The organism is uncultured Maricaulis sp. (assembly GCF_947259345.1).
Lineage (GTDB): Bacteria > Pseudomonadota > Alphaproteobacteria > Caulobacterales > Maricaulaceae > Maricaulis.
Genome location: NZ_CAMYLS010000004.1, coordinates 11,877 through 25,622, shown reverse-complemented (window position 1 = coordinate 25,622; position 13,746 = coordinate 11,877). Strand labels below are relative to the sequence as shown.

At 59.6% G+C, this 13,746-nt stretch carries 16 protein-coding genes; 9 read left to right on the top strand and 7 right to left on the bottom strand.

Annotated elements, in window-relative coordinates; translation table 11 throughout:
• Positions 1-2: 2 nt before the first annotated feature.
• Positions 3-287, bottom strand: a complete 285-nt coding sequence (locus tag Q0X62_RS01565) for a DUF6489 family protein (RefSeq protein WP_297730874.1) — start codon at positions 285-287, stop codon at positions 3-5.
• A 12-nt stretch (positions 288-299) separates the two neighbouring features.
• Between Q0X62_RS01565 and Q0X62_RS01560 the strand changes: the two genes are divergently transcribed.
• Together Q0X62_RS01560 and Q0X62_RS01555 are read left to right on the top strand one after the other, a co-directional pair.
• Entirely contained in the window at positions 300-998 is a 699-nt protein-coding gene (locus Q0X62_RS01560) for a dienelactone hydrolase family protein (RefSeq protein ID WP_297730871.1), read from the top strand.
• Positions 999-1,111: 113 nt separating this feature from the next.
• Positions 1,112-1,936: a LytTR family DNA-binding domain-containing protein gene (locus Q0X62_RS01555; protein WP_297730868.1), complete on the top strand. Its 825-nt coding sequence runs from the start codon at positions 1,112-1,114 to the stop codon at positions 1,934-1,936.
• 208 nt (positions 1,937-2,144) lie between these two features.
• Here the strand turns inward: Q0X62_RS01555 and Q0X62_RS01550 are convergent, their stop codons facing one another.
• Positions 2,145-2,777: a glutathione S-transferase family protein gene (locus tag Q0X62_RS01550; protein WP_297730865.1), complete on the bottom strand. Its 633-nt coding sequence runs from the start codon at positions 2,775-2,777 to the stop codon at positions 2,145-2,147.
• Between the two features lie 272 nt (positions 2,778-3,049).
• On the opposite strand from Q0X62_RS01550, the gene Q0X62_RS01545 reads away from it, so the two are divergent.
• Both Q0X62_RS01545 and Q0X62_RS01540 read left to right on the top strand, forming a co-directional pair.
• Positions 3,050-3,793, top strand: a complete 744-nt coding sequence (locus Q0X62_RS01545; protein WP_297730862.1) for a glycerophosphodiester phosphodiesterase family protein — start codon at positions 3,050-3,052, stop codon at positions 3,791-3,793.
• Between the two features lie 58 nt (positions 3,794-3,851).
• Positions 3,852-4,826 (top strand): quinone oxidoreductase, encoded by a 975-nt coding sequence (locus tag Q0X62_RS01540; RefSeq protein WP_297730859.1) that lies wholly within the window; start codon positions 3,852-3,854, stop codon positions 4,824-4,826.
• Between the two features lie 15 nt (positions 4,827-4,841).
• Here the strand turns inward: Q0X62_RS01540 and rho are convergent, their stop codons facing one another.
• From rho to hemE, 4 genes are all read right to left on the bottom strand, one after another.
• Entirely contained in the window at positions 4,842-6,152 is a 1,311-nt protein-coding gene (gene rho / locus Q0X62_RS01535; RefSeq protein WP_366946086.1) for a transcription termination factor Rho, read from the bottom strand.
• Positions 6,153-6,389: 237 nt separating this feature from the next.
• Positions 6,390-6,845: a CopD family protein gene (locus tag Q0X62_RS01530; RefSeq protein WP_297730856.1), complete on the bottom strand. Its 456-nt coding sequence runs from the start codon at positions 6,843-6,845 to the stop codon at positions 6,390-6,392.
• A gap of 32 nt (positions 6,846-6,877) precedes the next feature.
• Positions 6,878-7,918 (bottom strand): ferrochelatase, encoded by a 1,041-nt coding sequence (hemH, locus tag Q0X62_RS01525; protein ID WP_297730853.1) that lies wholly within the window; start codon positions 7,916-7,918, stop codon positions 6,878-6,880.
• 25 nt (positions 7,919-7,943) lie between these two features.
• The gene (hemE, locus tag Q0X62_RS01520; RefSeq protein ID WP_297730851.1) at positions 7,944-8,981 is read right to left on the bottom strand and encodes a uroporphyrinogen decarboxylase; all 1,038 of its coding nucleotides are present in this window, start codon (positions 8,979-8,981) and stop codon (positions 7,944-7,946) included.
• 444 nt (positions 8,982-9,425) lie between these two features.
• On the opposite strand from hemE, the gene Q0X62_RS01515 reads away from it, so the two are divergent.
• From Q0X62_RS01515 to dnaQ, 5 genes are read left to right on the top strand one after another with little or no spacing between them, the layout of a single operon-like run.
• On the top strand, positions 9,426-10,265 hold the full coding sequence (locus Q0X62_RS01515; RefSeq protein ID WP_297730849.1) for a pyruvate, water dikinase regulatory protein: 840 nt from the start codon (positions 9,426-9,428) through the stop codon (positions 10,263-10,265).
• Positions 10,262-10,852 (top strand): nucleoside triphosphate pyrophosphatase, encoded by a 591-nt coding sequence (locus Q0X62_RS01510; RefSeq protein WP_297730847.1) that lies wholly within the window; start codon positions 10,262-10,264, stop codon positions 10,850-10,852. The genes Q0X62_RS01515 and Q0X62_RS01510 overlap by 4 nt, the downstream gene beginning before the upstream one ends.
• On the top strand, positions 10,849-11,691 hold the full coding sequence (locus Q0X62_RS01505) for a shikimate dehydrogenase (RefSeq protein ID WP_297730845.1): 843 nt from the start codon (positions 10,849-10,851) through the stop codon (positions 11,689-11,691). The genes Q0X62_RS01510 and Q0X62_RS01505 overlap by 4 nt, the downstream gene beginning before the upstream one ends.
• Entirely contained in the window at positions 11,691-12,299 is a 609-nt protein-coding gene (gene coaE / locus Q0X62_RS01500; RefSeq protein ID WP_297730843.1) for a dephospho-CoA kinase, read from the top strand. The genes Q0X62_RS01505 and coaE overlap by 1 nt, the downstream gene beginning before the upstream one ends.
• 29 nt (positions 12,300-12,328) lie before the next feature.
• Positions 12,329-13,021: a DNA polymerase III subunit epsilon gene (dnaQ, locus tag Q0X62_RS01495; RefSeq protein ID WP_297730841.1), complete on the top strand. Its 693-nt coding sequence runs from the start codon at positions 12,329-12,331 to the stop codon at positions 13,019-13,021.
• 34 nt (positions 13,022-13,055) lie between these two features.
• Here dnaQ and secB read toward each other — a convergent pair whose 3' ends face one another.
• Entirely contained in the window at positions 13,056-13,580 is a 525-nt protein-coding gene (secB, locus tag Q0X62_RS01490; protein ID WP_297730839.1) for a protein-export chaperone SecB, read from the bottom strand.
• Positions 13,581-13,746 lie beyond the last annotated feature (166 nt).

Sequence of the window (13,746 nt, the reverse complement as noted above, 5' to 3'; positions counted from 1 at the left end):
GACTAACTGCCCTTTCCCGATTTCGGGACGCCACCAGCCTGACGCATCATGTCCATGAATTGATTGGTCATTTCTCCACCGACGGTCGACCATTGCCGCATCAGCGCTTCCGGCTCCATGGACTCCAGATTGGCTTCCGTCCGGCGCACCACCTCATCAACCATGGCTTCATTGATGCGGGTGACGTCCGGCAGGCCCAGGAAGCTGCGCGCTTCCTCGGGGCTGCATTCAATGTCGATCTTGACCTTCATACCGGCCTCGCTTGAACTGGCTGCAAGAGCACTCAACAGGAGGCCCCCATGGCAGGTCAATATATCCACATCAAGGGACGGGATGGAGAATTTTCCGCGTATCGCGCGCTGCCCGCCTCCGGGAGCGGACCCGGCGTGCTGGTGTTACAGGAGATATTCGGGGTCAATGCCAATATGCGCCAGATCTGCGACGGCCTGGCCGAGGCCGGTTTCGTGGCGCTCTGTCCGGACCTGTTCTGGAGAATCGAACCCGGGATCGAGCTCGATGATCACGTTGAACCGGAGCTGCAACGCGCGTTTCAGCTTTTCCAGCAATTCGATGTCGAAGCCGGGATGCGCGATATCGCTGACGCTCTCGCCACCCTGCGTGCGGACACGGCCTGCACCGGCAAGGCAGGCGCGATGGGGTATTGCCTCGGCGGCCTGCTCGCCTACCTGACCGCCTGCCGTACAGATAGTGAGGCGACCGTCGGCTATTACGGCGTCGGAATCGAAGCCCGGCTAGACGAGGCGAAGGATCTGGATCGCCCGCTACTTCTGCATATCGCCGGCAAGGACCAATTTGTTCCGGCCGAGGCCCAGGCCGAAATCCACAGAGCCTTCGACCCCCACCCAACCATACGACTCGAGGATTATCCGGACGAAGATCACGCTTTTGCCCGCCCGGACGGACTTCACTACAGCGCGACCAGCGCCGGTCGCGCCAATGGGCTCACCATTCGCTTCCTGCATGACGCCTTGAGCTGAGTGGGAAACGACAAGAGGCCGGCCAGCCTCTCGCAATTGTTAGCGTAAAGACACTTGCCCTGCGCTGGCCGAATACGGCACTAAGGGTGCCCGCCTTCAACCGGACAGAACCCTTGGCCCTCGTTGACGATCTCCGCGAAGTCCGCCTTACCGGCTTTCCGCTTCGCTCACCCTTCCTGGTTATCACGACGCTCGTCTGGGTCAGTGCGGTATGGCTTTTTGCCACGGCCAACTGGATCGATGCCGTTCGAGCAGAGTCTGCAGGTGCCTACCACGCCTACATACTCGGGTGGACGCGGGGCATGCTTCCCTGGCTCTTCCTGTTTCCCATTGTCTTCAAGATTGGCGCCCGCCACGCCAACTCAGATTTCGCGGAAACCGCCAAATCCGCCGCCATCGCCGGCTTTCTCGGCATGGGCGGCGTGGCCGTCTATGCCGCGATTGCCTTCTCCGTCGGCACGGAACGCACGCCCTTCCAGACACTCGCCGATTTGGGCATGCAGGCCTTCCTCTGGGATGTCGTCTTTTTCGTCCTGGCCTTCCTCTTCGGCCGTCAAATGCGACCTGTCATCGATCCTCGTGAATTTCGCAGACCCGATTTCGGCACGCTGGCGGTCAAATCAAGCGGCCGTGTCGAATACGTGCCCGTTCGCGACATCCTCGGCGCAACAGCCCAGGGCAATTACATAGCCCTGCACCTGGCTGACAGAGATGTCCTGCACAGAACGACCATGGCCCAACTCGTGGACGCCCTGTCAGACGCGGGCTTTGTCCGGATCCACCGTTCGCACCTCGTCAACCCGACCCGTATCAGCGTGGCCCGTTCACGCGGCGAGAGCTACCGGATCGTCGAGCTGACAAATGGCGTGCAATTGCCCGTATCAGACCGCTATCGCGCCGAGGTGCGGGAGCAATTGGACCAGCGCGCGCTCGGCTGACGGTATTCGTCACCGCAACCACCTCACTCATCACATCTTGCAAGGTACGAGCTTCCGCGAACAGACCGACCCGACTAATCAAGGCGAACGGGGTCCGTTGGATGCCGCTCCGATCAGTGCGAAGCCCGGTCGGAATGCGAGCGGTTCATGGACAGGCCCCCTTTCAACCGATCCATGAACCGCTCTTTTTTCCCCGCAGAGACATCACTCAGTCTGTCGCGCTGGCGATCGCCCAGCTGGGCCGCGCCGTAATCCGCTCGAAATACGCCTTCACTGCGTCCGGCGACTCATCGAACTGCTTGATAAGCTTCAACAGGAAAAGCATGTACCCGACCGAGATGTCCGCGGCGGTGAAGCGGTCCCCGGCCAGATATTGCCGATCCTTCAATCCATGCTCGGCCAGCATGGTCAGGGCTTTTGTCGTATCGGCCCGCGCTGACGCCGCGATGCCCGGATTACGCACCTTTTCCGGCAACAGCATGGTGTGGGCCAGCAAGAGCGAAACGGGCATGATCATGCCGCTCTCACCAAAATGCAGCCATTGCAAAAAGAGGTCGTAATCCGTCTCGTCCGGTCTGACATCCAGCTCCGTCGGACCATAGCGCCCCATAATGTATTGCAGGATGGCGACGGATTCGAACATGACCCGCCCCTTGTCCTCGAGCGCCGGGACTTTCCGGAGCGGATGGATTTGCGCATAATTCTCATCCCCCGCCGGTCGCTTGGCGAAGGCGACGGTTTCGAGCGAGTAGGGCAGTCCCATTTCCTCGAGCAGCCAGCGGACACGCACCGAGCGGGTCCGCGGCGCGTGATAGAGGCGAAGTGGTGAAGTCTCGACCATGATGTTATCTCCCCGATGACCGACACATCGGTCATTCTTCTGATTGAATTCCCATTGAAGCCCGTCAGGAGACCGGCGACCAACAAGAATAGTCGCATCCCATCCATACAAACGCGACCAAAGCCAATCCCGACCTGGACCTTGTCATGCTCAGAACCTTGCCTGCCCTTCTTCTATTGCTCGGCGCGTGTAGCCAGCCTGCACCGTCAGCGGAGCCCCGCCTTTCAGACCAGGCAGCGTCGCTGACATGTTTCCGAGAAAACGGATTTGCCATGCTCGCCGCACACCGCGGAGGGCCGGCACCGGGCTATCCCGAAAACGCCCTGTCCAGCCTGCACCGCCTTGTCGACAATGGTGTCCTCTATGCCGAAATAGATGTCCGCCGCTCCAATGACGGCGTCTACTACCTGCTGCATGATGACACGCTCGAGCGCACAACGACCGGCGAGGGTCGAGTAGAGGGTCGGAGCTGGTCGGACCTCTCGAACCTGCGCCTCCTCGACAGCAATGGCGAGCTCACCGACCAGAGCATCCCGCGCCTGGAAGCCGTGTTCACGCTCGCCCGCGAGACCGGCCTCGTTCTCAATCTCGATCTCAAATCCGTTACGCCGTCCGAGATTGTCGCCCTGATCGACGCCAATGACGCCCGCGACCACGTCGCCATCATTGCCTATACCGTCGACGATGCCGCCGCTATCCATGCGCTTGATGCCGGTCTGCTCCTGTCCGTACCGGACGAGCTGGTCGCGCTGCGCGCAGCCGGCGTGAATCTCGAAGCAAGCTATTTCTGGCTCGGCACCGGCGCCCTGGACGCACCTCGCGACGCCGTCCTGGCGAGCCGAGGTCTTGAAACATCCGTCGGGCTGTTCCGCCGCGAAGACGGAAGCGCAACACCTTATCTGGAAGCGATCGAGGCAGGAATTGAGCTCTTGTCCATCGATAATGTCGACGCAGCCGTCGCCTCTCTGGGTGGGCGAGACGCTCTGCAAGCTCGCATCGCGCAATGTCGAGCCTAGTCAGAGCACCGGATGACTCTCATTATTCTTCCGAAACCAATGAGATGAGGCAGAACCGATGAGCCAGGCGATCCGAATTCACCAGACCGGTGGTCCTTCTGTCATGAAGCTCGAACCTGTCGAGGTCACGGCCCCCGGCCCCGGCCAGGTTCGAGTCCGGCATGAGGCCATTGGCGTGAACTACATCGACACCTATCACCGCTCCGGCCTCTATCCAGTCTCCTTGCCAAGCGGAATTGGTCTCGAAGCCGCCGGGCATGTCGATGCGGTAGGCGATGGCGTGACCCAATTCGCGCTTGGCGACCGGGTTGCCTATGGCAATGGACCTATCGGCGCTTATGCCGAGTACAACACGGTCGCTTCCGGCCGACTGGCGAACATCCCGGACGCGGTATCCATGGAAGAAGCGGCGGCGATCATGCTGAAAGGCATGACAGCGCGGTATCTTCTGAAGGAGACCTTTCCGGTCAAAGCCGGCGACACCGTCCTCTATCATGCCGCGGCAGGTGGGGTGGGCTTGTTGATGTGCCAATGGGCCCGCGATCTGGGTGTAACGCTGATCGGGACGGCCAGTACGGCCGAGAAATGCCAGCTGGCCTTGTCGATGGGCGCTGCTCACATGATCAATTCTTCGCAGGAGGATGTGGTCGCCCGGGTACGAGAATTGACAGGCGGAGAGGGCGTTCCGGTCGTCTATGACGGAGTTGGGCGGGATACATTCGCGATCTCGCTCGATTGTTTGCGGCCGCGAGGTCTGCTTGCCAGTTTCGGCAACGCGTCAGGCGCCGTGACAGGCGTCGAACTTGGCATCCTGACGCAGAAAGGCTCGGTCTACGTCACGCGACCGTCGCTCGCTCACTATGTTGCCAGCGATGACGCGCTCGCCACCAATACGGCAGATGTCTTTGATGCGGTCGCCCGCGGCGCCCTGTCGATCCGGATCAATCAACGCTATGCGCTGGCCGATGCCGTACAGGCCCATGAAGATCTGGAAGCGAGAAAGACGACGGGGGCCAGTATCCTGGCCCCCTGAACGCAATCGTCTCTGTTACGTGTTCATCGAGTCGAAGAACTCGTCATTCGTCTTGGTCTGACGCAGCTTGTCGAGCAGGAACTCGATCGCGTCCTGGGCACCCATGGGATTGAGGATGCGGCGCAGGACATACATTTTCTGCAACTGACCCTTGTCGACCAGAAGCTCTTCTTTCCGCGTCCCGGATTTGAGAATGTCGATCGCCGGGAAGACGCGCTTGTCGGCGACCTTCCGGTCCAGAACGACTTCCGAGTTACCCGTACCCTTGAATTCCTCGAAGATGACTTCGTCCATGCGCGAACCGGTATCGATCAGCGCCGTCGCGATAATGGTCAGTGAACCGCCATGCTCGATATTCCGCGCAGCGCCGAAAAAGCGTTTCGGGCGTTGCAGGGCATTGGCATCCACACCACCGGTCAGAACCTTGCCCGAGGACGGTACAACCGTGTTGTAGGCGCGACCCAGACGCGTAATCGAGTCCAGAAGGATCACGACATCACGGCCATGCTCAACGAGACGTTTGGCTTTTTCGATCACCATCTCGGAGACCTGGACATGCCGTGTTGCCGGCTCGTCAAAGGTTGAGGAGATCACCTCACCCTTTACGGTCCGCTGCATATCGGTCACTTCCTCGGGGCGCTCATCGATCAGCAGAACCATGAGATAACAATCGGGATGATTGCTCTCGATGGCATGCGCGATGTTTTGCAGAAGAACGGTTTTACCGGTCCTCGGCGGCGCCACGATCAGGCCGCGCTGGCCCTTGCCGAGCGGTGCCACGATATCGATCACCCGGCCGGAGCGATCCTTCACCGTCGGGTCAGCCAGCTCGATATTGAAGCGCGTTTCGGGGTAGAGCGGTGTCAGATTGTCGAAATGAACCTTGTGACGCGCTGATTCCGGATCCTGGAAATTGATCGTCGAGACCTTCAGCAGCGCAAAATAGCGCTCGCCATCACGCGGGCTCCGGATTTCGCCCTCGACGGTATCGCCTGTACGCAGGCCGAATTTCCGGATCTGGGTCGGCGAGACATAGATGTCATCCGGACCGGCCAGATAATTGGATTCAGGCGAGCGCAAGAAACCGAATCCGTCCTGCAAAACTTCCAGGACTCCGCCGCCATGGATCTCGACATCCCGTTCGGCCAGGGCCTTGAGAATGGCGAACATCATGCCTTGCTTGCGCAGCGAGGATGCGTTCTCGATCTCGAGCGCCTCGGCGAATTCCAACAGCTCGGTCGGCTTCTTTTCCTTCAGGCCCTGAAGCGTCATCCGCTCCACACCTTCAAGCAGGGCAGGCACAGGTACAGTGGTTTCGTCGGTCATGGTTTTACTATCAGCTCAAACAGAAGCACCGGGTCCAAAACGAACCTTGCGCGATCAGGCAAACCGGGTGCCGCCAGAGCGGAGGTAACCCGAGAATTGAGGAGCAGACGGGCGCGCTGTGGTTCACGCGTCTCACGTCACGAAGGAGGGATCCTGAAAAAGGAGTCGAGAAACCCTTGCCATGCAGGGTCAGGATCGTCAAGCGCTGCTTGATCCTCCACGCGACCTGTCAATTGGTCAGGCCAGCGCCACCACGGCAATCAGCACGATGGCAATCGCGAGGATAAAGGGAATTTCATTCAGGATGCGATAGCGCTTGTGTGGCCAGTCATTGGTGCCGGCGTCGAAGCGTTTGAAACGGACGGCAAATACATGATGCAGACCGGTCATGGCAGACACCAGAAGCAATTTCGCCAACCAGGCCCAACCCAGAAAGATCGACCATCCGCCGGCCCGTTCAACATTGGCCCACACCAGGGCCAGACCAAACAGCCAGGCCACGATCATGGCAGGATTCATGATGAGTTTAAGGAGACGCCGTTCCTGCAGTTTGAGTGTCTCGTCCAGCTCGCCGCCCGGCGTAGCTTCGCAATGATAGACGTAAAGCCGTGGCAGATAGAGCAGACCCGCCATCCACGCGATCACGGCAAGAATATGGAAAGCCCGCAACCAGTCATAAGCGGCAATCAACATGGCGAATGAGGTCCCGGCCCAGAGTGTTCAGATCAGGTGACAGACTGGCACGGGCAAGCCGAACAGTCAGCCGGGCAAATCCGCTCACCGGCCTCTGGTCGCAGTCCGCCCGGACCGTTCAGCGCTTGGCCGACCATATTGGCCAAACCCTCGATAAAGATCGGGTCATCACCCAGCGCAGGAACCCGGAGATAGGATTTCACACCCAATTCCTCCGCAATCTCGGCGTATTCCTCATCCAGCTCGACCAGGGTCTCGATATGCTCCGAGACAAAAGCGATAGGTGTAAGCAGAATGGATTTTCCATCCCTGGCCGCCGCTTCAATTGCATCCTCGGTCGACGGACCAATCCACTCAAGCGGGCCGACCCGGCTCTGATAACAAATCTGGTGATCGGGAAAGTCCGGTAGCTGCCGCATCACCGCAGCTGCGGTCTGCTCGACCTGCCATTGATAGGGATCACCGGCATCAATGATCTTTTTCGGCAGACCATGAGCGGAAAAGAGCAGGCGCATATTTTCAGGACGACCCGCCTTCTCCCAGGTTTTGCGGATCAACGCAGCATGCGCGTCAACAAATGCAGCCTCGGTCGGATAGCAACACAAGGCCCGGGTCTCTGGCCCGCCAGCCTTGCGCCAGGCGGTCAGGGATGAGCCGGTCGTCGTGGTCGAAAATTGCGGATAGAGCGGCAACAAGACCGCCTCATCCGGCTGCCAGGCTTTCACTTCCTTGGCTACATCCTCGGTGAAAGGGTGCCAGTAGCGCATCGCAGGCCAGACACGAATATCATAATCAGGCCATTGTGGTGCAAGGACGTCGGCAAGAGCGTTGGCTTGGCGAATTGTTCCCGGCAGAAGCGGGGATCCGCCGCCCATTTTGGCGTAGTTGGCCTGCGCTTCCTTGGTGCGAACGGTCGAGATGAAGAGTGCCAGGGCTTCCCGGATCAGCCCGGGCGCCTGGATAATCGCCGGATCCCGAAACAAATTGCGCAAGAAGGGACGAACCGAATCCGGACCATCGGGCCCGCCGAGATTGAACAGGACGACCGCCAATTTCTTGCGCGCTTCACTCACCCTCGGCTCCTTCAGCTCAGGTCAATCAGGCGCGATTGCGAATCCGCGCCAGCAATTGCTCAACATGGGCAACCGGCACATCCGGTGTAATGCCGTGGCCGAGATTGAAGATATGGGGCCGACCCGCCCAACTATCCAGCAAACGGTCCACCTCACCGTCAAGCGCTGCACCTCCGGCGCGCAGCACGGCCGGATCCAGATGCCCCTGGACTGGCATGCCGTCCGGCAGGACCGATTGGATCCAGGCCGGATCCACACCCGTATCGACCGCGATCGCCGTCACACCGGTTTCCCGGGCATAGCGCGGATAGAGCGTGCCGGCGCCCCGCGGAAAGCCGATAATCGGGACATCCACACCAGCGGCCCGGACGGCTTCGATAATACGGCGCGTCGGTCGGATGATGACACGCTCGAACAGAGGTTCCGGCAGGCCTTCTGCCCAGCTGTCGAACAGTTTGAGGACTTCAGCTCCGCACCGGGCCTGCATGATCAGGTATTCTGCTGTCACGTCAGCAATCCGGTCCATCATGCCGTCAAAAGCCTCGGGATGCTCCCAGGCCGCCACTCGGGCCTTGAACCGGTCTTTCGAACCGCCACCCTCGACCATGTAGGTCGCAACGGTCCAGGGGGACCCCGCAAAGCCAATCATCGTGGTCTGGGACGGAAGCGCGGGAACAACCCGTTTGAGCGTCTCACCTACCGGTGACAGAACGGCTTCGGTTTGATCGAGCGTAAGCTGTTCAAAATCGCGTACATCGAAGGGTTCGAGCTTCGGGCCTTCACCGGTCACGAACCAGACCTTGCGACCCAGCGCGATCGGGACCAGCAAAATGTCGGCAAACAGGATCGCTGCATCGAACCCGAACCGGTGGATTGGTTGCAGAGTCACTTCAGCGGCCAGATCCGGAGAGAAACAGAAATCGATGAAGTTCTTCGCGCGAGAACGGACTTCGCGATATTCGGCAAGATAGCGCCCTGCCTGGCGCATGAGCCAGACAGGCGGTGGGCTGACGGTTTCACCAGCGAGAACCCGGAGGAGCGGTTTTTCGATCATGTCATTCATTCGCCCTGCTTAGGCATCAATTCCCACCGGATCAATCGCTCCCCTTCATCTCTCTAAAAAGAATATATTGATTGTAGAAGATTGTTGGGGTGTGGACGATGTGGATGCTTGGGATTTTCCCCGTTGTTCCGGTTTTCAAACCCGTATGTTATCCCTCCACAGCTCTCCTGGTCCCGGTTTCCGACAAGTTTGATTAAACCATTTTTTTCAAACTCATAGGTCAATGTGGCAATGTGGAAGAATCGTGGACAACGACATTTTCGGTCGAAGCGGGTTGCTCGATCTTCCACAGTAATTTCCACGCTCTGGCAGACTGTGGGAAGGGCTGTGGGTTGTTCATGGTAAGACCGGGCACTACTCACAGCCTGTCGGTGCCAATTGTGGTGCTGGGGAAAACAGCCCAACTTATTAACAATTAGTAAATGCGAACCGGTGATCGATCCCATGCTCCCATCGAACTCTCCTTTCGACACCTGCTTTCATATCCATATGGTTTCGGACTCCACCGGTGAGACCCTCATGGAAGTCATGAGAGCTTCGGTCGCCCAGTTTGAAGGCACCAGCCCGCTCGAACACCTCTATGCGCTGGTCCGGTCATCCAAGCAGCTGGACCGGGTATTGGATGAAGTCGAAGCTTATCCGGGGGTGGTCATGTACACGATCGTCAATGCGGATTTGCGCCGTGAGCTGGAAACCCGTTGTGTTGAACTGGGCGTACCGGCGATTGCCATCCTGGATCCGATGCTGGCGACGTTGAGTTCCTATCTCGGCCGGCCTGTTGCGAGCCGCGCCGGCGCGCAACGGTCGCTGGATGCGGATTATTACCGCCGGATCGATGCCCTGAACTATGCGATGGCGCATGATGACGGCCAGGGCGATGATTTCGAGGGAGCGGACATTGTGCTTCTCGGTGTCAGCCGGACCTCCAAGACGCCAACCAGTGTCTATCTTGCTCATCGTGGCTATCGCGCTGCGAACATTCCGCTGGTGAAGGGTGTGCCTTTGCCGCCGCAAATTTTCAACTTGCGCAACCCGCTGGTTGTCGGCTTGACGGCTTCCCCCGAGCGAATCGTCCAGATCCGTCGGAATCGCCTGCTCAGCCTGAATGAGGATCGCGATACCAACTATATCGATGATTTCGCGGTCCGAGAAGAGATTCTTTACGCCAAGCGTCTGTATGCCAAGCATAAATGGCCAACTATTGATGTGACGCGACGATCAATCGAGGAAACGGCCGCCAAGATCATCAATCTACTTATGGAAAAGCGGAACATGACGGTATGACCCGGTTCATTCTCGCGTCCGGCAGCCAGATCCGGGCGGATATTCTCACGCAGGCCCACATCCCCTTCTCGGTTATCAAGTCGGATGTGGATGAAAGCGAGATCAAATCGGAACGGACCGATCTGTCACCGCGGGATATGGCGCTGGTCCTGGCTGAAGCGAAGGCCCGACCGGTTTCCCAGGCCCATCCTGATGATCTGGTTCTGGGTGCCGACCAGACCATGGAGCTTGACGGGGATTTGCTGGACAAGCTTCCTGATGTCGCGCTCGCGCCAGAACGTCTGCGCCGCATGCGCGGGCGTCCGCATTGTCTGCATTCCGGTCTCGCCTTGTTGCGAAATGGAAAAGCCGTGTGGACCCACCAGCAGACATCCACCATCCATGTCCGTGATTTCTCGGATGAATTCCTGTCAGCTTATCTGATCGAGGCGGGTGATGCCCTGACAAAAAGTGTCGGAGCCTATGCCTATGAGGGTTTGGGTGCGCAATTGTTCGAACGGGTAGAAGGCGATTACTATGCCATTCTCGGTTTGCCGCTCTTGCCGCTGGCGAAAATCCTGCGTGATGAGGGAGTCCTGACGCGATGATTCCGACCGGTGCAGCCAGGCTGGCCGGCGTGGCCGGCGACCCGGTCAGCCATTCGCTCTCGCCGATCCTGATGAGACTCTGGATCGAGGCGGCAGGCCTCGATGCGCAGTATGCGCCTTTTCCGATCGCCCCGGAGCATTTCGATCGCGCGGTAATCGGTCTTGCCCGGGCTGGGTGTGTCGGGCTCAATGTGACCTTGCCGCACAAGGAGGCCGCGCTTGAGTTGGCCGATACCGCCACTGCGTCGGCGCGCGCCGTCGGCGCGGCCAATCTCCTGACAATGAAGGGTATGGAGATCCACGCCGACAACACCGATATCGCTGGATTCCTGTACGCGCTTGAACCAGCCAATATCAATTATGACAGGGCCAAGGCACTGGTTCTGGGAGCGGGAGGTGCGGCTCGTGCCCTGGTTTACGCGCTCCTGACAGTTGGCGTGACTGACCTCGCCCTGTGCAATCGCAATCTGACGCGGGCTGAAGGATTGGCACGAGATCTTGCGCCAGGCGCAAGCCTCATTCCCTGGGAGGCACGTGATGATGTGCTCGCTGATCGCACGCTGATTATCAATGCCACCTCACTTGGCCTCAAGGGCCGCAAAGAGCTCACTCTGGACTGGGATCGGGTCAGCCCGGGTAGTATTGCCTTCGACAGTGTCTATACGCCTTTGAAGACGGGCTTTCTCACCGGAGCGGCGACGCGCGGTCTGACCGCGATAGACGGTCTGGACATGCTGATTGGCCAGGCACGGCCGAGTTTCGAGGCCTTTTACGGCCAGCCGGTACCGGCTCTGCCCGATCTGCGTGGCCAACTCGTGCGCTATCTGGAGGCGTCATAATGCTGCGCGTCGGGCTGACCGGGTCCATCGGCATGGGCAAATCGGCGACGGCTCAATTGCTGAGGGAGGCGGGCATCCCTGTTTTCGACTCCGATGCCGCTGTGCATGCGCTCTACGCGCCAGGCGGCGGGGCCGTTGAGCCGGTTGGACGCGCCTTTCCGGGCGTTGTCGTGGATGGCGCAATTGACCGGGTCCGTCTGTCGGAAGCGCTGAAGACCGACCCGGACGGGTTCGAGATTCTCGAAGAGATCGTGCATCCGCTCGTGAGCGCGGCGCGGGAAGCGTTCGTGGCTGACGAAATGGCAGCCGGCCACGAAATCCTGGTGTTCGATGTGCCCCTTCTGTTTGAGACAGGAGGAGACAAGCGGGTTGATGCCGTCATTGTCGTGCATGCGCCGGACGAGGTGCGGCGCGCGCGCGTCCTGCAGCGACCGGGCATGACCAAGGCCAAGCTGGACGCCATAATCGCGCGTCAGCTGGACGATTCGATCAAGCTCGAAAGGGCGGATCATATCGTTGAAACATCAGGTGGAATTCCTGATGCAAAGAGACAGGTGGCTGAAATCGTCAAGGCACTCAGAGCCAGGGCGACTGACGCCAATTCATGAAGTCAGCAAACTCAGGCGGGGCGGCCGGAATGCGTGAAATAGTCTTCGATACGGAAACCACGGGCCTGGATCCCAATACCGGCGATCGCATCACCGAATTGGGCGCTGTCGAGGTGATCGATTACATCCCGACCGGCAAGACATTCCATGCCTATGTGAATCCGCAGCGCTCCGTGCCGAAGGAAGTGGTCGAGATTACCGGGCTGACGACAGAATTTCTGGCTGACAAGCCGCTCTTTGACGAAGTCGGACCGGACTTTGTCGCCTTTGTCGGGGATGCAACCCTTGTCGCTCACAATGCCCCGTTTGACCGCGGCTTCATCAATATGGAGCTGGCGCGCCTGGGCCTGGATATCTATGCCGATGACCGATTCAAGGATACGGCCCGGATCGCGCGGGCGAAATTTCCGGGCTCGTATGTATCCCTGGACGCGTTGTGCAAACGCTTCGATATCTCGCTCGACACGCGCGACAAGCACGGCGCCCTGATCGACTCCCTGCTTCTGGCGGAAGTCTATCTCGAGCTGATGGGTGGGCGAACCCGGGCGCTGGATCTCAGCGGCAAGGGTTCGTCGACCAGTAATGCGGTTGAATTTCCCGCCCGGCCGCCGCGTCCAACAGCGTTGAACCAGGGCCAGACAGCGTCAGAGCGCGCCGCCCATGACGCCTTTGTCGACGAGATGGGCGATCACGCGCTCTGGAAGAAACTCTCGTTTCAATAGGACCATTTGCGTTGGTCCGGCCTGGTTTAAAGGCCTAGTTTGCAGCGGCCGGGTCGCCATTGCCATTGCTTCCGCCTTCCGAACCCGGCACAGCGGCGGCACGTTTGGCCAGCTGGGCGCGATACAGGCCCGCGAAATCGACCGGATCCAGCATGAGCGGCGGGAAATTGCCATCACGCGTAGTGTCGCCAAGGACGCGGCGCGCGAACGGGAAGATCAGACGCGGGCATTCAATCAGCAGGAAGGGCTCGCGTTCGGCATCCTGCACATTGGCCAGCTGGAAGAGGCCGGCATAGGCAAGCTCGGCGATGAAAACGACAGTCTCCTCGCGGGTCGCCTTGGCGTTCACGGTCAGTACGACCTCATAGGTATCGTCACCGACGGCGCGGGCCTGGACATCAATGCCCAGATCGATCGCCGGCGTTGCCTGGCCGGGACGCAGCGTGTCAGGGGCGCCCGGGTTTTCGAAGGAGAGGTCCTTCACGTATTGCGCAAGGACGCGCAGCTGCGGCTGTTGGGCGGCCGCGTCGTCAGCGGGCATGTTGGGTGCGTCGGTCATGGAACTCCCCGGATGGGTCTGTAAGCATCTGGCCATGGGCGGCCGGGTCAATGAGAGCGCGCCCGTTAGCATGGCGACCGCCTACCGGCAAGCTGGCAAGACCACAGCGAAGAGGCTGACGTCTGACCAAATAGGGCCTATATCAGGGATTGGAACGATGTCTTGG